The sequence below is a fragment of the Catalinimonas alkaloidigena genome (assembly GCF_029504655.1).
Classification (GTDB): Bacteria; Bacteroidota; Bacteroidia; order Cytophagales; family Cyclobacteriaceae; genus Catalinimonas; species Catalinimonas alkaloidigena.
Genome location: NZ_JAQFIL010000001.1, coordinates 30,018 through 51,945, shown reverse-complemented (window position 1 = coordinate 51,945; position 21,928 = coordinate 30,018). Strand labels below are relative to the sequence as shown.

The following is a 21,928-nucleotide window of genomic DNA, read 5'->3' as shown; positions in this document are numbered from 1 at the left end:
AAATATTGACTAGAATTCGTTTCCAGATGATCTGCCAATGTACGTCATGGCACATCTGAAGCCGGTATAAGCTGTTGTAGAATCTTTGTGTGCAAAAGTCCTGGTTCCTGTCTGAAGGAAGTAGGATACGTCCTTCCATGAACCACCTCTTACAACTTTACGAGGCTCGTTATCGTCATTATAGGTTGGGTTTAAGTCCCATACGATAGCTGTCGCAGCAGGATTGTAGGCGTCTTCGCACCACTCTGATACGTTACCAGACATATCATACAGACCAAAATCATTAGCAAAATATGCAGCTACAGGAGCAGTATATGCAAAGCCATCATCAAAGTAATTACCACGTCCTGGCTTGAAGTTGGCTAGCATGCATCCTTTAGAGTTACGGATATAAGGCCCTCCCCAGGGATATTTTGCCATATCACGGCCGCCTCTCGCGGCATATTCCCATTCTGCTTCAGAAGGAAGTCGAAAGTTTGGCATCACAAACATGCCATTGCTCTCGCGATAGTTATTAAGATATGCTGTTCTCCATTGACAAAAGACCTTAGCAGCTTCCCAATCTACACCTACTACAGGATAATTGTCAAACGCAGGATGCGACCAGTAGTATTGTACAAGAGGATCTCCCATATGGTGAGTATAATTCCTTGACCATACTGTAGTATCAGGATATAACTCGTCATCAACAAAGTTAGCACCCATGCCTACTAAAAATTCATACTCACCCTGACCTTCCTGAACTTCATAAATGAACTGACGATATTCATTATTGGTAATCTCAGTATCATCCATGTAGAAAGCTCCAATAGTGATTTGCTTATTGAAGTTAATCTGGGATGCGATTGGGTCTTCATCAGACTGTCCGGTGTGGAATGTTCCGGCAGGAATCTGCACCATTCCGTAAGGAGTAGGCATTCCATCATATTCTCTGCCCTGAACTCCTACTAGCTGGCCGAAATCCTCGCCACTATCACCGAAGAGCCCACAACCTTGTAGCGCAAGAAGTAGCGCAAAAGAGAAGATTGCACTCCCGCTTCTTAGAAGAGTTTTGCTCATAACACAAATTGTTTTTATACATACACGAAATATCAACACAAATATTGTGATCAAGTTTCAAACAGACCACTCAAATTCTAGCAATTTTCTGTCTTGTAAGATTTCATCAGTTTTTTCAAAAAACATAACCATTCAAATAATTAATATAACTATATTAATTATTTATTGCCTAAATCTAGGCGTTCTGATGATTTTCTTATCATTGGCAGAAGACATAGGCAAACTGTATGTCACCATGATCTCATGGGAAGTAGCAGCTTTAGCTTCCTGAGCAATAAGCGTATAATCAAAAGCATAGCCCAGTTTAAGAGACTTTTCTTTAAAAAAGCTATATCCTATCATACCCACCAAAGCTTCTTGTTGCCTAAAAGAAACTCCTCCCCACATGGTATCATCATAAGTACCTAGTATACCAATATCAAATGAGTAAGAGTTTAAGTCTGACTGCACTAAAAAAGATGGAGTTAGACGTACTTTATATGTAGGCTCATAATCGAGCCCTCCTGTTACAGTAATGTGACTTTCCAGTGGATTGTTCAAAGTATCCACTCCAACAAATTCAAATTGACTATCAATTAAATGTTTAAAGCCTACCCCGATGTAGTATTGCCTTGCTCTATAGAACACTCCCGCCGAGAAATCAGGGCGCAACTGAGAAATTCTCCCGTTACCTTGTAATAATTCATCATCGGGATCTACAGGTCGGTATTGGTCATAGTCGACAGTTTGAGAAAAGGCTCCTACTCTTATTCCTAAACTAAGTTTGCCATCACCCACCCCAAGATGGTAAGCAAAAGAAGCCTGCGCCTCCAGATTGGTCAACGGACCTATATTATCGTTAACGATGTGCAGTCCAAAACCACTCCTTAATCGTAGAATAGGGGCATTCAAACTAACTACCTGAGTATTAATGCCTCCAGCATTATCCAAAGTAGGCTGATAGCCTGCCCACTGTGTTCTATGAAAAGCTGTTAATGTAGTAACACCTTCTACTCCTGCATAAGCAGGATTATAAAAAAGTGTATTGAACATATATTGACTAAACTGCGCACTTTGCTGCCCCTGGCTGTTGGTTAAGCCAATAATCGTGATACAAACAAGTATAAGTAATGTTTTATTCATACGCGACTACAAAAAGCACTGATCACGCCCAAAGGTAACAGTTCAACAATAATTAATTTATTCAATTATAGGTATAACATACAACGTATACTAATGTATCTAATTGTACCTCTGTTTACAATAATCCAATTGAAAAAAATAATTATTGTTTGTTTGCTTCCTTAATATAGGCTTCAAGTGCCCCAGTCATAGAAGGCGCATTAGGGATAGGCGCCTGAATATCCAGAAATAAGCCTGCATCCTCTACTGCTTTGGCAGTAGTAGGGCCAAAAGCGGCTATTCTTGTTCTATTTTGTTTAAAATCAGGGAAGTTTACGAACAGTGAATTGATTCCAGACGGGCTAAAAAAAGCAATGACATCATAGTTTACATCTGCCAGGTCAGAAAGGTCGGCCGCCACAGTCTCATACATTACCGCCTCGGAATATTTATACCCATTTTTTTCTAGAAAATCAGGAATATCGTTTTTACGAATACTTGAGCAGGGGAATAAATACTTCTCACCTTTATGCTTTTTGAGAATTTCAATAAGGTCCTGAGCAGTTCTAAATCCTGTAAAAATTTTTCTTTTCCTAATCACAATGTACTTCTGAAGATAATTAGCTGTTTGCTCTGAGATACAGAAATACTTCATTTCAGCAGGCATCTCAATTTTAAGCTCGGTACATATGCTAAAAAAGTGGTCAATTGCGTTTCTGCTAGTAAAAATAATCGCCGTATGTTCAAGAATATCTACCTTCTGCTTCCTAAAGTCCTTAACATTTACGGGCTTTACTTCTATAAATGGTCTAAAGTCTACTTGAATACTGTATTTTTGGGCAAGGTCATAATAAGGAGACTTCTCATTTTGTGGTTCGGGCTGTGAAACAAGGATACTTTTTACTTTGTATAACCTGTCTTTGGGGATTTTGATCGTGCTTTCGCTCATACTAACACCTATTTATTTTGGTAAATTTTATATAACGGGCTTCATTGATGAATAACACACCCTAATGAAACAAAGAATAAATCATATTAATTCTGTTCCATTATTTATACCTGTAATTAAGAAATCAAATAACAAGTATTTCAAGGCCTATTAATAAGGGTATGACTTCTGCGACGCAAATGTACGAAAATAAATATATATTTCTAAATGAGGCACTCCTGAAAAGCCTGAAATACAGAACGATAACCCGAAGTGAAGCCAGTAAAATAAAAAGATAAATAATCAGATTAAAATAGTAGTTATTATAATATCCTATACCCGCAAAAATGATGATCAGCAATACAAAAAGGAAGGCACTATAAATCAAAGACATCCGCATATAATCAAGCATATAGAGAACGCGAAGTTGTCTCAATTTGAAAAGTGTACCAAAAAGCATTACAATAATATACTTCAGCCATATAGCGGCTAACACCAACAGGGATACCTGTCCCCACAAAAGCATATACCTAACGTAAGTAGTAGGCTGAAAATCAAGATAAGGTACTTCAACTTGTATTAAGTCAGTCGTAGAAACCAACATGATGAACAAGAACGCTACCAAAAAACAATGCTGTATAAGGAACATAATATGTGCTTCATTAATCAAGCGAATTCTACTATTATCTTCCCTTACCTTAAACGAAAATACACGCGTCAGGCTATATAAGTTTTTATAAATTCTTGGGTATTGGTTGATGAGTACAGCATAGAAAATCAAAAGTGTAAGTATAGCTGATGTAAAAAAATCCTGAAGAATACTGATGTCTCTCTTATAAGACAAATTAGCACTGTGCAGTGCAGAGGTAGTCTTAGATTGTACTGCCCAGATTCCTACATTCTCAAACTTTTTTTTGGACTGAAATACAGAGATGAGTATTTTATCTTTCTGATATACTGTTTTCAAGCTATCTACGTCAAGAAGCACACAAGCTTCTTCCTGATGATAAGAAGATATTTTCTTCTCGATAAGCACTGCGCTATTAGCAGGAGTACAGACCAGCAATTTGTTACTACTGTATCTTGATACTTCAAGAATAACTCCTACTACAGGGACCTCTGCCATGCTCTTATCTATGTAAGGCACATAACGATTGTTATCGTCAATAGTGACCCACTCCCTATTGAGGTTTTTGATAACTTCATACTGACTCTGCCAAGCCTCAGGTAAGGGTTTGCTCATGAGTACATTAGCACTGAGTAAAGAACATATTAAAATCAAGAAATAATTTCTCATAAGATATCTACCAAACTAGCTTATTCTAACAAAACGCAGCACTTATTATACCGCAAATTTAATGTGCCTTACCATTAGGGGGTGATTTTGATGTAATAAATTTTAATGCTATTTGCAAAATTAAGATTAAAATCGGCTAATGTACCCAAAATGGATTTTTGATAAGCTAAAATCTAAAGTTTGGTATTTTATCTTGCCTACTGCATAAGCAAAATTAAACACTCCCACATCTGTAGTAATGCTTAGCCCCAGCCCTAAACCAAGCGGCCTCTCCTGATAATGCTCTGCCAGCTGATGCCCTAAAATGGCCTGATCGTAAAAAATATACAAATAAGATTGTGTCTGTGCTGCCTGTTCTAGCAATAAGCGAACTTCCAGATTAGACATACCATAATAAGATGCATAGAAGAAATTATCGTTAAAGCCTCTCAAAGACCGTAAACCACCCAGCCGGTACAAATCGTTCAGATACAAACTCTCTCCTGCCAAATATGCTCCACTCAGACGATGATAGAGTACCCAAAGCTTACCCAACCTATAATATTGCCTCAGTGTCAATTGTGAGAAGGGTTGCCAGCTCACTTGCTTATCGGCTTCTATAGTAGTAGATGTGATATGCTTTCTTCCTACTCCTATAGTACTGGAAAAGCTCCATCCGTTTGTAGGTAACAACACATCATTTAGACGATTGAGTTGTAGATTGATGCCTAAGTTCAGTAAGCCAAAATCACCAACTTCTCCCAATGTACCAGAATTCATTGGCTGTAAATCCAGGTCACTAAGAACACTGCTGCTTCGAAAATCGACATTTAAACTAATCAGACTGGCCCGAGGAAGTGGATAAGACAGATTAAAGGCAAGACTACGGTTGATAAACGACGTATCTTCCTTCAAGAGGTTAAACGAAAAACCTGCCTGGTAAGGAGTGCGAAACAGATACGGATGCTGATAGCTAATTGACAATTGCTGCGATTCAACTTGGAGGCGCTGCCACTGCAAACTCAATTGTTTTCCGCTTTTCATCAGGTTATTAAGCAGTATTTCCAGGCTACCTGTTAGCAATATTCCGCCTTCATTTTCATTAGGTAGTAAGTTCACCAGTCCATCCATCTGGTTTACCTTACGGTTTGCTAGTGCAAGATGTACTTCTGCCTCATCATTTTGAAAGCTCACTTCCAATGGAACTGTCATTTCGACATATGGTAAGCTTCGTATGGATTGCGTAATTTGCTCAACTTTTTTTTCACTGTACGCGCTGCCTGAAGGAATTTTGAGGTAAGAAGCAAGAAAATCTGCTTTTACTTTGTTGGTACCGCTAAGCTGTAAATCTCCAAATGTGATATAAGGCCCGGATTCATAATGAAGACTTGCACTCACCTCTCCTTGATACACTTTTATTTCTGTGAGTTGAACACTGGCAAATGGGAAGCCACTATTTTCGGCTTCCTGCAGGATGCGCTCTATCATTTTGTTCAGATCCTGATAGGAGAAGGGGCGATGCAGAAAAAATTTCTCCCTAAAACCTGAACGCTCCTGCATCAATGGATCCAGATTTCCGGGATCAAGATATGCCCATTGGTATTGTTCACCTAGGGTGATATGAGACTGCCAACGACTACCATCTACTTTTTCTAATACTGTAGCACTGGCAGTAAAATAGCCATCTCCCTGTAGACGGCTAATGAGTTCCTTAAGGAATTGCACAGCACTCAAACTATCGGTAACCTCTGCTTCAAAAGGATAGTTTTTCAGTATCTTTTTGTCTTCTGCATTACCATTCAATATTACAGCCTGCGCTGCTCCCTCTTGTGCAGAGAAAAGCCACATAAGCATGTAAGCAAAAATTACTGATAACTCCCTGACCTTCATCCAAATACGTTATAACAGGAACAGTTGTAAAGCTCACCAAAAAAGCTTGAAAAGCAAAAAAGTAATATGTCATCATATTTGAGATGTAAGAATCTCAGGAAGAATTTATGATCGTGCAGGTAAGAAGTGGGCGTTAAAAAGCCTTATTCTTTTCATGCCATTTGAAAAATTCATTAGTATACAACATAGAAGAATCTATCTGCCCGTAGTTCATGGGTACCCCTTCTTCATCTTGCAGGATTTGATGCCGTATCATCCAGTCAATAAAGCCTACCCAGCGTTCACCTTCCATAAATCCCCAGCGATCGTAAGAAGTATTAATGGCAGGCTGAAGCATTGTTAGTGATTCTTCTAAAAAAGCCAAATTTTCAAACTCAGATTGTTTAGCATGCTTATGCAGCTCTTTAGCCGCTTTTTCAGGAGAATTGTATACATAGCGCCATCCTTCTTCTACTGCTTCTAAAAACACTTTGATAGCTATTCCTTTCTGATCTACTACATCCTGATGACTAATGATTAGTGGAGAATAGCCATAAGGAATGTCATAGTTTCCCAATTGAAAAGCATAAAATTTCAGATTATCCCGTTCGTACTTTGCTTTCATCCCTTCCCAGGGAAGAAAAACCCAGCTAGCGTCTGCCTTGCCTTCCAGCAATGCTTCCCACATACTGAGTACCGCAGGATTGCTGATTTTAAAACTACCCTCTCCTCCATCATTTTTCACCAACTGTCTAATCATATCGTTTTCAAACCTTGCCTCATACGAAGCGAAAGTTTTATTATCCATTTTTTTAGGTCTATCTATACCACTATGCTCCAACGCTACTATCGCACTGGTATCTTTTTGCAGATTGGCAGCGATTGCTACCAAAGGAGTAGGCTCTTTACGCATATTATATGATCACACTTTCAGAGGGTGCAATGGCCAGGTCTACCAGCTTTTGTGAAAGCTTTTTGGCCGGAGTTGTGGCATAATTATCCGAAGCAGGGTTAATTATTTCCAAACCAAGGCCATTGTCTTCAAAATATTCTTTTGCTTCTGCTACCAATATTCCAGCATGCATGCTATTGGGCGTCCAGTCGAGTGCCAATGTAAGTTTCATGTCAAAAAAATTTATTTTCAACCTTTATAACTTCAAAGCTCAGAATAAAAAATGTGCTAATATTTCGCGTGCTATCACTTCGTGGAGGAAAACATAAAAACGATGAAGAGCCAATGAGGCTCTTCATCCGATTAATCCAGCAGCGTATTGGTGAAGAAACTTTCCGTATCAGCTTCTTCCAATACAATACCATCTGCTTTTTTCAGCATTTTATGTTTGATCAACCACCGGGTGTAATCATTCCATCGTTCATTACTCATAACTCCCCAGCGGTCATTTTGATTTAAAAATGTAGGAGCAATGACCTGCATCGCACGCATGATAAAACTGATATCCTCAAAATTACTGTGAGCTATACCCTGTACCAGAAATGCAGCGGCTTTTTCCGGCTCGCTTGCAGCCCGAATATAGCCTTGCCCACAAGCCTGTAAAAGGTGCTGCAAAGCTGCCCCCTTTTCTTTAAGAGTACTTTCCAATGTCATTAGTATCGGAGAATACCCATAAGGCACTTGATAATCTTTGAGGTGAAAAGCATTCAGTTCGTATCCTTTTTGCTGCGCAATGATACCTTCCCAGGGCATAAACACCCAGCAGGTATCCGCTTTTCTCTGTAGAAAGCCATCAAATACGCTAAGGCGTGGAGGAGTAGTCAGCTCAATTTCTCCTTTCCCTCCATCATTGCGAATTATGGTCGTGATCAAATTCTCTTCCAGCACTGTTTTATACCCGGCATAGGTTTTTCCATCCAGCTTAGCCGGGCGATCAATTCCGCTGGACTTGAGCGTAACGAAAGCACTGGTTTCTTCCTGCATCACGGTAGCAATGGCCTTGACAGGAAAACTTTCTTCTTTGAGCAGACGATAGTTGATCAGATGTTCGGAAGGGCCTAGGGCAATGTCTACCTCACCTTCAATGAGGCGTTCAATCGGTTTTTTGGTGTAATTATCAACATCGGTAGAAATTAATTCTACTTCCAGTCCGTGTTCTGCAAATATATTTTCAAGCTGGGCCAGATACATTCCTGCATGAATTACGTTGGGTGTCCAGTCCAGCGCTATTTTTAGTTTCATATGAATAGTATTTGTGTTTAAAGTTCAGCGCCCCCAGTCTGAAAAACCGTGAACGCTGAACTGTAAAAGTGTGATCGGCTAAAACCTTAGCCTTAGGATAGCATAAAAATTACGGGGAGGCTGCACAAAATAGCCGGGGACCAATTGACCATTATAACTTACCGGCTGCCCATAACTGTAGTATTCTTTGTCCAGTAAATTATTGAGTTGCAGGCTTAGAGTATGTTTCCCGAAAGAAAGTGTAGCTCGCGTATCCAGCAGAAAAAATTCCGGCAACACCAAATCTTCCTGATTGGTAGGCTCCAGATACGACTCACTCACATAGCGTGGACTCACGGCTACAGTAAGCCAATTGATTGGTCTATACTCCAAGCTTGCATTAACAATCCACTCCGGGCTGATGATCGGCGCTACATTCGTATACACCTGATCGGCACCTTCCGGGGCGTACTCATCAATCTGGCTCTGCATATAGGTTACATCTCCACTGAAGGTAAACTGTGTAACCGGGCGATACTCCCAGTCTACCTCTACACCACGGCGATAGCTGCTGGGCATGTTTTTCCGTAGTTGGATAAAGCCTTCGGGAATAGCTTCTCCAATGGGTGCAATTTCATTTTCAAACTGCATGTAGAAAACATTGGCCTGACCAGAAAGCTGGCTGTTGCTCATGCGCACGCCGCCTTCAAAATCATTGACATACTCAGCCTGCACGGCATCCGGGTTCTGAGCATCCTCCAGGTTAAAAGTATTGATCTGGGTAGAGCCCAAAATATCCGTACGTGTAGGCTCCCGACCACTTCTGCCATAAGAAGCATACAAATTCATATAGCTGTTCAATTCATACGTTAGCCCAACCTTGGGGTTAAAAAATGTCCAGCTACGGGTAGGGATAGCGGCTTCCTGACCAAGGAAAGTTTCGTCTGCCGTCATGTCCAGTTGGACAGTGCGGAATTGCAAGTCACCAAAAAGAATCAGATTACCCAATTCGTAGCTGGCTTTGGCAAATAAGCTCAACTCATCTTTTCGTGACTCATCCTGGTAATACGGCTCTGCATAGTTGGGAATAATAGCTTCTATATTTTCCCGCTGAAAAGTGTAAGCGTGGAGGCCTCCGTTTATCTCCCATTGTCCATTATCAGAAGTATGGTTCAGATATGACATAAAGCCATAGTGGTCATTGAAGAGTGGGTAATTGATCTGCATGAAATTACCCTCTTCGTCCGGAAAACCTGCCGGAAAGTCTCCCCCTGCTCCTCCATAGTAAACAGAGGATACTAATGAAGTATTCTGACCTAGAAAGCGTGTGTACTCTAACTGCACCAAATGCTGCCCGAAATCATCCGTATCATTTTCTGAGACATAATTGGTGCGGGGATCAGCTTCAATATCGGGCAAAGCCACGGGAAGGTAAGCCAGGTCATTTTTGGTACGACCGGTAAAGCCGGTAATCTTCACCATATCTTTCTCTCCGAAATAACCTCCTGAGAAGAAGAAAGAGTAAGAGTCCGTACCGCTATGATAGCGATAGCCTTCTGAAGTAGTGCGGGTAAAGCGGGTGTAGAAGGCAAATTTATCGTTGAGCAAGCCTGTTTTCACCTCACCACTGGCACGGTAGGTATCAAAAGAGCCTCCCAGAAGCTGTACCTCCGCACTGGCAACGCTATCTCTCAGGTTGACTGACTCAAAGTTGATGGAGCCAGCGTAAGAGGCAGTTCCATTGGTGCTGGTCCCTACACCACGCTGCACCTGCACCGACTCTATACTATTGCCAAAGTCCGTGAAATTTGAGAAGAACACGCCCTGATCAATCATGTCATTGAGGGGTACACCATTCAGTGTGATATTGATGCGCGTCTGGTCAATGCCTCTCAAACGCATTTGCCCGTAGTTGCTCAGGTTAGTCCCTGACTCAGAATAGGCCAGAATGGAAGGGGTCTTTCTTTCCAATACAAAGAGGGCGTCCTGACCTACATAAACTTCCTCAATCTCCTGCCGGGTGATGGTCTTCTGCGTAACAGGAATTTTTTGGTCAGCACGAATGGCTTTGATCATCACTTCTTCCAGAGAACGGGCAGCAGGAAGGCTGAAATTCTTCGTTACACTTCCTGTTTCCGCACTAATCCTAACTGCCTTACTGTCAAAGCCCACAAAACTTACTTTGAGCGTGGCCGGTGTTTGATTCACCTGAAGGCTGTATTTACCTTCAGAATTAGTCACTGTACCCTGGGTGGTACCTGCAATTGTCACATTAGCACCTGCTAATGCTTCGTTGGTCTGCGCATCCGTTACCTTTCCGCTAACGGTCACCTGCGCCCATGCACCTACTGGCAATATCAATGCAGCCAGTATCTGCAACAAAAAAACTCGCATGTTAAAAAACTTAAAATGGTTAGTAAACAGGAAGCCAGGGGATAGCTCCCAAATCTTTATTTACTATACCTTCCCTTCGCCCGCATTACCGGAATCAGGTTCAATGGGTATAATCTCAGCCCGTACCATAGGGCACCCCTTTTACTTAGTAAAGTAACAAAGCTATGAAGTAAATGTTAAGGAAGCAAAACACGAATCGCTTCCTCTGCTGCTTGAAGTCTTTTTCCTTCTCCACCCCAAACCTCCTGCACAGGCTCACCGGATAATTCCTGCTGATAGATTTCAAAAAGTTCTTCCCGATCATCAGGGTTTTCACGCTGAGGATCATCCTCCCAGGGGAGATCAGGTGCACAGAGTAAATAGAAGTCGGCTTTCCGTTTTTGATGCTGTTCCAGTATCCAGGGATGACACCTTTTGAATTTGAACTCGCTCCAGATCTTGATCACCTCCAAACTGGTATCACAAAAATATATCTGACGGGTTTGTTGGGCATACTCATCTTCTCTGGCTAACTGACCGCGGGCAATTTCCAGCAGGTCACTTTCCTCATAAGGACGATGGAGCTGATTGATGTAATCACGGGCATACTCAGGTACCCAGAGCGTATTAAACTTCTCTGCCAATGTTCTGGATAAAGTTGTCTTTCCGCTGGACTCAGGTCCCGTGATGGTGATTTTTATCTGCATGCTAAGGTACGTTTCTAATACTGTGTTTAGCAATTCTACTAAGGAATCTTTATTTTGTATAAAGTCAAAACTTGCCTGTCATGAAATCTCCTGTCTTTCTTAGCTTACTGCTTTCGTTTATAATTATTAATCAAAGCATCTCCCAAAACCTGGAATTGATTGATAGCCTGGAAAAAGTGGTTCGGACTCCTAATCCCGACTCTCTTAAAGCTAAGGCTTACTTTGGCCTTACCTGGCAACATTTACTTTACGACTTGCAAAAAAGCAAACATTACGCTACGCAGGGCCTAAACCTAAGCAAAAAAATGGGCGATAGCCTGGGTATACACAGAGTGTATCATTACTGGGGCTTGATCCATCGTCTAGAGAGCAATTATGATTCATCCCTGTATTATTTTCAAAAAGTAATAGATTTTCACCTGCGAAACGGACGTGAATCTAATACCCTGCAGGCTCGCTTTAACATGGGCGTAGTTACGAGCTTTCAGGGTTTGTACGAAAAAAGTCTGGAGCATTACCTTAAAGCACTAAAAATAGCTGAGGACGTAGATGACCAGTACATGGTGGCTGATGTTCTCAACAGCATGGGCATTATTCACAAGAAACTTAAAAACTACGGGCAATCACTGGAAATGACCCACACTGCGCTACAAATAGCTGAAGAACAGGAGAATTTAAACCAACAGGCCAACTGCCTGAGTAATATTGGGAGCCTCTATGCCGAAACCCTGGAATTTGACAGTGCGCTTATGTATTTTCAAAAAGCGTATGAAATAGATAAAATTCAAAATGTAGCCTGGGGTATTGCTCATCAACTGACCAATATTGGAGAGGTATACACAGAAAAAGGGGATTATGCACTGGCTTCTGATTTTCTGCTGGAAGGTTTAACCATCAGAAAGGAACTGGGGCAGAGAAAAGAAATCGCCGAAAGCTACCTGAAACTGGCTTTTTTGAATAACCTCCAAAATAAAGCTTTAGAAGCCCAACAATACGCTCAGCAGGCTATAGCGCTATCTGCCGAAATAGGTGACCGCCCTACTTTGAGAGATGCTTACAAAATGCTGGCCCTGGCTTATGAGCATATGGGCAACTATCGCCTGGCCTATCAGCATCACCTGTCATATACCGTACTGCACGATAGTATGCTAAATGAATCTAATACCAGGCAGATCAACACTTTACAGGCGCAATACGAAACAGAAAAGAAAGAAAAAGAGATCGTGCTACTCTCCCGGGATAAGGAAATACAACAAGCTACTATTGTACAGAAAGACACTGAAATTAAGGCGCTTACGGTTGTTTTTGTACTTGCCTTTCTGTTTATCCTCACTTTGATTTTCTTTTTCAGAGCCAAAATCAAAAACCAGAAGCTAATCACCCTTAAAAATGAGGAACTACACCAGCGGAGAGTAGACCAGCTGGAAAAACAGCAGAAAATCATCTCTATGGAAGCTATGGTAGCCGGACAGGAAGAGGAGCGAAAACGTATCGCCAAAGACCTGCATGATGGCCTCGGTAATCTACTGGCCAATGTACAAATGCAGTTTAGCACTGTACAGGATCATATCAGACAGGAAAGGCTTGGCTCTTACCAGGAAGCTAACCAACTGCTGGGAGAGGCCTGTGGTGAAGTGAGAAAAATTGCCCATAACATGATGCCCGGCACCCTTACCAAATTTGGACTGGTATCGGCTATTCTGGACATGAAGAATACCATAGAAAAAACAAAAAAAATATCAGTAGATGTGCAGGTATACGGAATCAAAAAAAGGCTGGAAGAGAAAGTAGAAATAAACCTTTACCGTATTATTCAGGAGTTGATGAACAATATTATCAAACATGCACAGGCTACCGAAGTGATGATACAACTGACACAACAGGGAGAAGATCTCAATCTGCTGGTAGAAGATAATGGTATAGGTTTTGACCTGCAACAAGCTCAGAAAAAAGGAGGCTTGGGTATGAAAAGCCTGCAATCACGTGTCAGCTACGTAGACGGAACTTTAGAAATAGACACCGTTCCGGGAAGAGGAACCAGCGTTCTTATTTATGTACCTATAGTTCAAAAAGAAAAGGAAGTCCTATTACATACTTAAGCCAGCATGGGTTCTAAAGACACATCAAAAATCAGCGTATTTATTATTGATGACCATCAGATGTTTATCAATGGCATTCAGTCTATGTTTGTCAATCATGCACGCATCAGAATAATAGGAGCAAGTACAAGTGGCAATGAAGCGCTCCGTCAGCTCAAAAAATCAGTACCTGATGTGGTGTTACTGGACATCAACCTACCGGATATGGACGGTATAGAGCTCAATAAATTGCTGCATCAGAAATTTCCTCAAATCAAAGTGATAGCGCTTACCATGCACCATGAGGCCAGCTTCATACAGACCATGATCAGACACGGAGCCCGGGCCTATGTGCTGAAAAATAGCGGACAGGAACAGCTCCAGCAGGCCATTATCACTGTAGCAGCCGGTGATACCTATTTCGGAGAAGAGGTAAAGGAAGCCCTTATGCAAGGCATATTACCCGAAAGTAAAACGAGCCACACTATGATTCCCAGACTCTCCCGGCGTGAAAGAGAAGTACTGGAGCTCATCATACAGGAATTCACCACCCAGGAGATCGCCGACAAACTGTTCATTAGCCAAAACACGGTAGAGACTCACCGAAAGAATCTGCTGCAAAAACTCAACGTACGTAACACTGCCGGCCTAGTTCGCTTTGCCATTGAGAAAGGGCTGGTAGACTAAGCTGCCATAATTATAGCCCTTCCTTCATCACGGAAAACCGTGATTTTTAAAACTCACTGAAAACCATGAGTTTTTTTATTGATAATTCAGTGAATTTTAGGACTACACTCATATTCTTAAAACCCACTGTCTATGAAACTGGCGGCACTCATCCCCCTGACCCTATTCGCTTTTGCTTCTTTTGCCCAGGAACCTGTACTGCTCAACGACTTCACCACCAGCGGCGCCAGCACTTTCGATTTTGACCCTGAAATTGAGGGGATCGTGATGAAACCATCCCCCGGCGTTGATGGTGCCGACCGGCTGTTCTTCGTAGCCAACGACGGAACAAATGGCGAGGAGCTTTGGCGCAGCGACGGCACTGAGGTAGGGACCCAGCTCGTAAAAGACATCCGGCCCGGAGAAGATGACTCGAGTATCAACTTCCTGGAAGCAATAGGGAACACAGTGTACTTTGCTGCCACGGACGGGGAGCACGGCTATGAGCTATGGAAAAGCCAGGGAACCGCCGCCAGTACCCAGATGGTGGTAGACCTGAACGAAGGAAGCGGTAGCGGGATCAGTACTGGCAACGGGCGGCACGTGTACTTTAACGACATATTGTACTTCAGCGGATCAAAGGATAAAGGCACCGAGCTTTATCGTACCGATGGCACCGCCCAGGGCACCTCCCTGGTCAAGGATATTAACCCCAATGTAACCGGCAGCGGTCTTCCGTTCAGCAGTTTGCCTTCCCATATGACAGCCGCACAGGATTTTATCTACTTCGTAGCCAATGATGGGGAACATGGGAATGAACTGTGGAGAACCGACGGCACCGCCGCGGGAACGGTATTGGTAAAAGACATTAGTGAAGGGATCAGCTCCACAAATTTCTATCAGATGAAAGCTTTTGAAAACACTCTCATTTTTACCGCCGATGATGGGGTAAACGGCCGGGAGCTATGGATTAGCTTAGGCACGGCTGAAAGCACCTACATGATTGCAGACATCACCGGGGGCGAAGCAGGAAGCGATATTAATTTGCTAGAGGTAGTAGGTAACTTTATGTACTTTACAGTAAGAGAATCAGTGTTTAGAAGACTTTGGAAGACTAATGGCCTGCAAGGTAATGCTGAGATAGTACTGGATGAAAACGGAAACGATATCAATACTCGGGCATTCATTCCTTACCAAAATCAACTGTTTTTACAGGGAAATTTCAGGCTGTGGAAAGTTGATGGCACCGATGAGGGAACTGAACAAATATCCGATGTACCCATTGCAGGAGAGTTTGCCATTATGAACGATACACTGTACTTCGAAGGGGCGGAAACAGTAGGGGGTAGGGAATTATGGAAAACCGACGGCACTACCGAGGGCACTTCCCTGGTGAAAAAAGTCACTACCGCCAGTAATAGGAATATAGAATATCTCACTGCCGTTAATGCAGCATCTCTTAATAGGCTGTTCTTTATTGCTAGCACCCACGAGTTCGGGCGGGAGCTCTGGACCAGCGACGGTACCGAGGAGGGCACCTTCATGCTGGTAGATTCTAAACCCGGGGAGGAAGACGGCTTTCGTACGTACGAAGATGTGAATTTTCATGCTGTGGGAGGACGACTGATGTTTGCCGGTTTTGACGAGGTAAATGGCCGCGAACTATGGAAAAGTGATGGTACTACGGAAGGCACGGCCTTGGTGAAGGATATTAATTCACAATCCGAAGATATCCGTTTGTACAGTAATCCGATCAGCTTTCAGAATCAGACCTTCTTTGTTACCGACGAAGGGGTCTGGCAAACCGACGGAACAAGTGAAAATACCAGCCTTCTGCAAGAAAGTGAGGCTACTTTTGGTCTGCAAGTATTTAATGATCAGCTCCTCTACACCGCCCCGGCACCGGGCACGAGTCGGACAATCTGGACCAGTGATGGTACCGATGAGGGTAGCCAACCATTACTTGATTCCGCCGAAGCAGCCGGGCTGACAATCCTATTTCAGCGAAAGCAACCACAGATAAACGGCAGCCTGTTTTTTGCCGGACGAACCAGTGAACTAGGTTGGGAGCTGTATAAAACGGACGGTACGGCCGAAAGTACGGTATTGATCAAAGATATTAACCCTGGCAACGCAGATGGAGCCTACATTCTCGAGGAGGATGACTATTTTATCTTGAACAATACGCTTTACTTCCGGGCTGGTACTTCCTTACAAGGAAGCGAGCTGTGGAAAACCGATGGCACCGAGACGGGTACCGTCCCGGTAACTGATATCAACCCGCTTGGCAACTCTATTCCCCGCCACTTTCTGGAAATAGACGGGACGGTCTTTTTCTCGGCTGACGATGGCACTTCGGGCCGGGAGTTGTGGAAGACCAACGGTACTACCGATGGCACGGTACTGGTAAAAGACATCTTTCCGGGAGACGAGGATGACGATGGTATACCTTCCAACGTTGAATTCGTCAATTATCAGGGCACGCTATTTTTCGGTGCTAGTACCGGTGAGTTTGGCACGGAGCTCTGGAAAAGTGATGGCACTGAGCAGGGAACTGTGATGGTTAAGGATATCTACCCGGCTAACAACAATTTCGTTCGCAGCAGCAACCCGAGAGGCTTAACGGTGTACAACGACCTTTTACTGTTTATCGCTACCGATAGTACCGGCCGGAAAATCTGGCGCAGCGATGGCACCGAAGCTGGAACACAACTGCTCATAGATATTGAGGCCAATAGTGGATTTATCAATGCGAATGGCACTTTATTTTTTACCGCCTCTGATGAAGAGCATGGATTAGAGCTTTGGCGTACCGATGGTACTCCTGAAGGCACACAACTGGTACAGGATATTTTTACCGGCCCAAATGATAGTTCTCCCAGCTTATTAGGCTTTATCAATGAAACGCTCTTTTTCACCGCTCTTGATGAAAGCAACGGACGTGAGCTCTGGGCCTTGTCTCCTTTCCGTTTGCAGACTCAGGTAAGCGCCAGTAGCAGTACTGTCTGTTCGGCAGAAGACAGCATCACCTTTACCGTTTCTACTACCAATGTGAGTGCAAATCTGACCTATCAGTGGTATGTAAATGACCAAGCTGTAGCAGATCAAAACAGCCAGACTTTCAAGACTAATGGTTTTAGCGATGGCGATAAGGTAAAAGTGCTGGTGAAGGCTGGTAAAGATATCTGGGCACTCAATGATAGTGTACTTTCCGAACCCTTTGCCATTGATTTCTCCACCCTATCCCCCAAAATCACAGTGTCAGGGAACGCTCTGACAGCCTCCGAAGGTAGCTTCTACCGGTGGTTCTACGAGGGCATTCTTCTGTCTGACACCACTCGTTCCATCACTGTACAGGAAAGCGGTAGCTACCAGGTGGAGATAAGCAATGCATCGGGTTGTATAGCCCGATCCGAGGAAGTAGAAGTGATCGTTTGTACGGCTGAAGTGCCAAACGTACAGGTAGACGGTACTTCTCTTATAGTGAGCGAGGCCGGTACCTACCGCTGGTTTCTAAATGGAGAGTTACTTTCCGAAACTTCCCAAAGTATTGAAGCTTCCGAAAGTGGCAGCTACAGCGTTGAGGTCACTGATGCTACGGGCTGCGTGGCTACCTCAGAGGAAGTGGAAGTGCTTATTTGTACTGCCGATACACCTGTAATCCAGGTAAATGGCGCTACCCTTAAGGTAGACTTAGAAGGTAATTATCGCTGGTTTTTTGAACGGTGAGTTACTTTCTGAAACCACGCAAAGTATTGAAGTTTCTGAAAGTGGTAACTACAGCGTAGAAGTTACTGATGCTACAGGTTGTGTAACTACTTCAGAAGAAGTGGAAATTACTATTACCAGCATTCAAGACCCACGACTGGTGAGGCAAGTACGTACTTACCCTAATCCTGCTTACTCACAATTATTTATAGACTCCCAGTTGGATGAGCCGGTAGAAGTACTGATCTATTCAGCTAACGGACAACTGCTGTATAAAAAAGCAATCTCTCCTAATACGCAACGCTTAGACATAAAATTAGGCCAGTTATCTCCTGGCTTGTACATGGTACAGCTGATGAGCGAAAAAGGCGTAAACCTCAGGAAGCTAATTAAACAATAGATATTACTATGAAAAAATATGTCTTTACATTCTTTATATGCCTGCTACTTGTAGCCTGTAAAGAAGAAGAAAACGCTCCCGTTGAACAGACTACACCCTCAGAAATGATTGCCCGTACCTGGCGTGTACAGGCCGTATCTATAGACGGTCAGTTAGATGAAACGAGGAACTACAGTAGCTACCGTTTTACTTTCAACACAGACCAGACCTACCGTTTTCTGATGCCGGATGAACATGTAGGAAGGTGGGAGTTTGCCTCCAGTGCCAATCTGCTGATTCTGGATCGTAATACTGATCGGGAGCAATCATTAAGGATGCCTGAACTCAATGAAAACACATTACAATTAGAGTTCAGTATTCAGAGTGAGAAAACAGGCTTGAGCCTGGTTTTGTACGAACTCGTACTCTGAAGCAAATGAAGTTTACCAAGCTGTTAGATTAACAATAAATACCCCAGCCGTGAGAACCTATTATTCCCTCTTCATACTATTCATCTTTTTTTCAGCTATGAATCATGTAAATGCTCAGACTACAGGGGTAGTAAACTATGAACATCTTGGAATACAATTCACCATACCAGAAGGCTGGGTAGGCCAGGAAGCAGAAGGAGGTTTTATTGTAGGACATCAGTCCAAACCAGGGTTTGCCTTTTTAAGTCCCATGGAGGCAAAGTCATTGGAAGAAATCAGAGTGCAGGGCCAGCAGGGAATCATAGAAGCTGGTGGTACTCATCTGCAACTTCAAGACCAGATGGAAGCAATAAGTAACAGCAGTCTGGGTGGTGTTTTCAAAGGCACTTTACAAAATACTGCTGTTACCGCCTATTTGTTAGGGATACTAAACCCTCATGGAAGCGGAGTGGTGATTATCGCCGCCTCTACACCCGAACAGTATTCGGTAACTCACCGGCAGCTGGCAATAGATCTGGCGAATAGCATGATATTCAGCAAACCTCAGGTACCACCCGTGGCAGCACAATGGAAGCAAAAATTTTCTAATGCCAGGCTTACTTATATGGAATCCTACAGCAGCGGAGGTGGAAGCGGTGGCTATCAGATACAAAAAGAAATTCATCTCTGCGGACAAGGTTTCTTTAAGTACAGTGGTAGTAGTAGCATGTCAGTAGATACAGGAGGAGCGTTTGGTAGCTCCGGGGGCAGCAGCGCCGGAGACGGCCGATGGGAGGTTGTAGGGAATCAACAGGGAGAAGCTATGCTCAGGCTATTATTTAACAGTGGCGAAGTCTATGAGTATACTTTGGCTTATCAGGATAACAAGACACTGCTCAACGGCGAACGCTATTTTGTTACTTACGCTTCCGATGGCCCCGACTACGCACCTAACTGTTTTTGATTTCGCTCAAAGCTGAAGTATGATTCCAGCAGTCGCTCCTATAAGCCAGTAAACCCTGCTCCATCCATATGCAGCTTATTATCAGAATTTCCTACCGGCTTAGTAAGCTGCTTTTTTTTCCTCTAATAAAGACTTCCTCCAGTTGATAAAACCATAGGTAGCCAAGCCCAGGTATAAAAAATATAAGAGCGACAGGAGAAAAAGCTCTTTATACATGTAAATACCTGCCGCCACAGCATCTACTATGATCCAGAGTATCCAGTTTTCTATTCTTTTCCGGGCCAGCATATAGGTACCTACGAAGCTGAAAGAAGTAGTAAAAGCATCCCAGTAAGCCAGGTCGGCATCCGTATAGTTATCAAAAAAGTATCCGAATCCAGCCCAAGCTAACCCACCCAAAATCATAAGAAAGAGCAAGCGACTTTTGCCTAATGTACCTACCTTTAGTTCCTGTTTATTCCGTCCTCCATACAGCCATTCATACCAGCCGTAAAATCCCAGAATCACATAAAATATATGCAGAATCAGGTCAGAGTACAAACGGGCTTCTAAGAAAAGGATGCCACTCAGTACGGTGCCCACAATACCCATGGGCCAGCCCCAGACGAGCTCTCTGGTATTGAACCATACGGATAAGACACCAAAAAATAAAGCTAATAATTCAATGTAGTTGATTTCCATGTAGCTGCCACTTCTTCTATGCGCTCCAGCAGCGCATTGAGTTCTTTTTCGGTAGTAAAGGGATTCATTAAAGTGGTGCGAAGATATAATTTATTTTTTAAGCGCGTCTGCACGATATAAAATTCACCCTCTTCTAAAAGTTGTTGCCGGATATATGCATTAAGTTGTTCAGCTTCTGTCTCATCCTGTTTCTCAGGACGATAACGGAAACATACAATATTGGTAGCAGGAGGCATCGCCAGTTCCCAGCCTTGCCGTTTTTCAATCATACTGGCAAAGGTTTTTCCCAAATCATACTGACGAGTTACATACTCACTAATGATTTCTGTTCCGTAACTTTTGAGCAAAGCATAAGCCTTTACACCCATCATCAATTTGGTACATTCCATGGTGCGCTTTCCCATATTGTACCACTCATGCTCTTCCTGATCGCTCCACAGATATTGCGCCTGCTGGGCAAAAGTACGGTAAGAATCCGCCTCATTCTTAAAAAGCAGAGCGGTAGTCAGTGCCGGTGTGAGCATCATTTTATGAAGATCAATGACTACTGAATCAGCCTGCTCCATTCCTTTGACCAGGTGACGGTATTTAGGAGAAAAAACCGCCGTTCCGCCATGTGCTCCATCTACATGAAACCACAGCTTATGCTGCTGACAAAAATTAGCAATGGCTTCCAGATCATCATAAGTACCGGATGAGGTGGTGCAGGCACTACCTACCACCGCGACCACTTCTATACCTTGAGCTTTAGCCTGTTGCAGATAATCTTCCAACGATTCGGTATGCATGCGCAGCCGTTTATCCGCAGGGATTTTAATAATACCTTCATCGCCCCAACCCATGACCCGAGCTGCACGGTCCACACAATAATGCGCTTCTTCTGATACCATCAGAGCTAATTTCTTACCAGAGCCTTTAAGCCACACATCTTCCGAAGATTTGGCACGGCGAGCAGCCAGCAGGGCGGTAAGGTTAGCCAGGGTACCTCCCGAAGTGAGAAAGCCACCTGCTTCATCCTGCCAATCTATTTCACGGCAAATACGCTGTACGACTACCCTTTCAATCGCATTGGCAACAGCTCCCATCTCATAGACTGCACTTCCATTGTTTAACAAGCTGCTTAGCAGGCTTGCCAGGGCTGTCACCGGGGCAGGGGGGACGACCTGATGGCCCATGTATTTTTTGTGATGGATATGAATAGAATCTTCCATGACTCGCTTAAAAAGCGCCATCACATCACCTTTTCCTTGTGCTTCGTCCTCCTTCCAGGCTTTCAACTGTTCGTCAGGAGTCTTCCAGGGTATAGCTTTGAGGTTCGTATCCGATTGGGTTTCCCGAAGGTAATCTGCCAGCATATCAATCAACTGATGTCCGGACTGACGGAAATTTTCGGGATCAAAAGCTTTATGTAACAAATCGCTCATGGCTTTGGTAGTAAAAAAAATTTGTAAGATGCAGCAAAATTAGTGATTAATTTCATGTGTTATTGTTCTTGGTGTTATAGTTGATATTCGTGGCACAAGCCCTTTTCCATAATACTTTAACACTTTCACACC

At 43.2% G+C, this 21,928-nt stretch carries 18 protein-coding genes and 1 riboswitch; of the genes, 6 read left to right on the top strand and 12 right to left on the bottom strand.

Annotation, left to right across the window (positions count from 1 at the left end; all coding sequences use genetic code 11):
- Positions 1–9: 9 nt before the first annotated feature.
- The 10 genes from porK to OKW21_RS00160 form a co-directional block, all read right to left on the bottom strand.
- A complete protein-coding gene (gene porK / locus OKW21_RS00205; protein WP_277476314.1) occupies positions 10–1,059 on the bottom strand; it encodes a T9SS ring complex lipoprotein PorK/GldK in 1,050 nt (349 codons plus the stop codon).
- Positions 1,060–1,221: 162 nt separating this feature from the next.
- Positions 1,222–2,181, bottom strand: coding sequence for a PorP/SprF family type IX secretion system membrane protein (locus OKW21_RS00200; RefSeq protein ID WP_277476313.1), 960 nt, complete (start codon positions 2,179–2,181; stop codon positions 1,222–1,224).
- Positions 2,182–2,323: 142 nt separating this feature from the next.
- The gene (locus OKW21_RS00195; protein WP_277476312.1) at positions 2,324–3,109 is read right to left on the bottom strand and encodes a uroporphyrinogen-III synthase; all 786 of its coding nucleotides are present in this window, start codon (positions 3,107–3,109) and stop codon (positions 2,324–2,326) included.
- Between the two features lie 124 nt (positions 3,110–3,233).
- Positions 3,234–4,331, bottom strand: coding sequence for a DUF4271 domain-containing protein (locus OKW21_RS00190; protein WP_277476311.1), 1,098 nt, complete (start codon positions 4,329–4,331; stop codon positions 3,234–3,236).
- Positions 4,332–4,511: 180 nt separating this feature from the next.
- Complete coding sequence (locus OKW21_RS00185; RefSeq protein ID WP_277476310.1) at positions 4,512–6,254, bottom strand: BamA/TamA family outer membrane protein; 1,743 nt, start codon at positions 6,252–6,254, stop codon at positions 4,512–4,514.
- Between the two features lie 133 nt (positions 6,255–6,387).
- Positions 6,388–7,146 (bottom strand): ABC transporter substrate-binding protein, encoded by a 759-nt coding sequence (locus OKW21_RS00180; protein ID WP_277476309.1) that lies wholly within the window; start codon positions 7,144–7,146, stop codon positions 6,388–6,390.
- 1 nt (position 7,147) lies between these two features.
- On the bottom strand, positions 7,148–7,357 hold the full coding sequence (locus tag OKW21_RS00175) for an ABC transporter substrate-binding protein (protein ID WP_277476308.1): 210 nt from the start codon (positions 7,355–7,357) through the stop codon (positions 7,148–7,150).
- Positions 7,358–7,488: 131 nt separating this feature from the next.
- Positions 7,489–8,427: an ABC transporter substrate-binding protein gene (locus tag OKW21_RS00170; RefSeq protein WP_277476307.1), complete on the bottom strand. Its 939-nt coding sequence runs from the start codon at positions 8,425–8,427 to the stop codon at positions 7,489–7,491.
- A 78-nt stretch (positions 8,428–8,505) separates the two neighbouring features.
- Positions 8,506–10,800, bottom strand: a complete 2,295-nt coding sequence (locus OKW21_RS00165) for a TonB-dependent receptor (RefSeq protein WP_277476306.1) — start codon at positions 10,798–10,800, stop codon at positions 8,506–8,508.
- 53 nt (positions 10,801–10,853) lie between these two features.
- Positions 10,854–10,950: riboswitch (TPP riboswitch) on the bottom strand.
- A 26-nt stretch (positions 10,951–10,976) separates the two neighbouring features.
- Complete coding sequence (locus tag OKW21_RS00160; RefSeq protein WP_277476305.1) at positions 10,977–11,486, bottom strand: ATP-binding protein; 510 nt, start codon at positions 11,484–11,486, stop codon at positions 10,977–10,979.
- Positions 11,487–11,566: 80 nt separating this feature from the next.
- Between OKW21_RS00160 and OKW21_RS00155 the strand changes: the two genes are divergently transcribed.
- The 6 genes from OKW21_RS00155 (at position 11,567) to OKW21_RS00130 (ending at position 19,691) form a co-directional block, all read left to right on the top strand.
- Positions 11,567–13,585 carry a tetratricopeptide repeat-containing sensor histidine kinase gene (locus OKW21_RS00155; RefSeq protein WP_277476304.1) on the top strand — a complete coding sequence of 673 codons (2,019 nt, stop codon included), beginning with the start codon at positions 11,567–11,569 and terminating at the stop codon, positions 13,583–13,585.
- Positions 13,586–13,591: 6 nt separating this feature from the next.
- Positions 13,592–14,251, top strand: coding sequence for a response regulator (locus OKW21_RS00150; RefSeq protein WP_277476303.1), 660 nt, complete (start codon positions 13,592–13,594; stop codon positions 14,249–14,251).
- A gap of 132 nt (positions 14,252–14,383) precedes the next feature.
- On the top strand, positions 14,384–17,959 hold the full coding sequence (locus OKW21_RS00145; protein ID WP_277476302.1) for an ELWxxDGT repeat protein: 3,576 nt from the start codon (positions 14,384–14,386) through the stop codon (positions 17,957–17,959).
- On the top strand, positions 17,949–18,338 hold the full coding sequence (locus OKW21_RS00140) for a T9SS type A sorting domain-containing protein (protein WP_277476301.1): 390 nt from the start codon (positions 17,949–17,951) through the stop codon (positions 18,336–18,338). The genes OKW21_RS00145 and OKW21_RS00140 overlap by 11 nt, the downstream gene beginning before the upstream one ends.
- A gap of 8 nt (positions 18,339–18,346) precedes the next feature.
- The gene (locus OKW21_RS00135; protein WP_277476300.1) at positions 18,347–18,748 is read left to right on the top strand and encodes a hypothetical protein; all 402 of its coding nucleotides are present in this window, start codon (positions 18,347–18,349) and stop codon (positions 18,746–18,748) included.
- A 97-nt stretch (positions 18,749–18,845) separates the two neighbouring features.
- On the top strand, positions 18,846–19,691 hold the full coding sequence (locus OKW21_RS00130) for a hypothetical protein (protein WP_277476299.1): 846 nt from the start codon (positions 18,846–18,848) through the stop codon (positions 19,689–19,691).
- A gap of 99 nt (positions 19,692–19,790) precedes the next feature.
- Here OKW21_RS00130 and pnuC read toward each other — a convergent pair whose 3' ends face one another.
- Complete coding sequence (pnuC, locus tag OKW21_RS00125) at positions 19,791–20,372, bottom strand: nicotinamide riboside transporter PnuC (RefSeq protein WP_277476298.1); 582 nt, start codon at positions 20,370–20,372, stop codon at positions 19,791–19,793.
- Positions 20,345–21,796 (bottom strand): pyridoxal phosphate-dependent decarboxylase family protein, encoded by a 1,452-nt coding sequence (locus tag OKW21_RS00120; protein WP_277476297.1) that lies wholly within the window; start codon positions 21,794–21,796, stop codon positions 20,345–20,347. Before OKW21_RS00120 ends, pnuC begins: the two co-directional genes overlap by 28 nt.
- Positions 21,797–21,928: the final 132 nt, after the last annotated feature.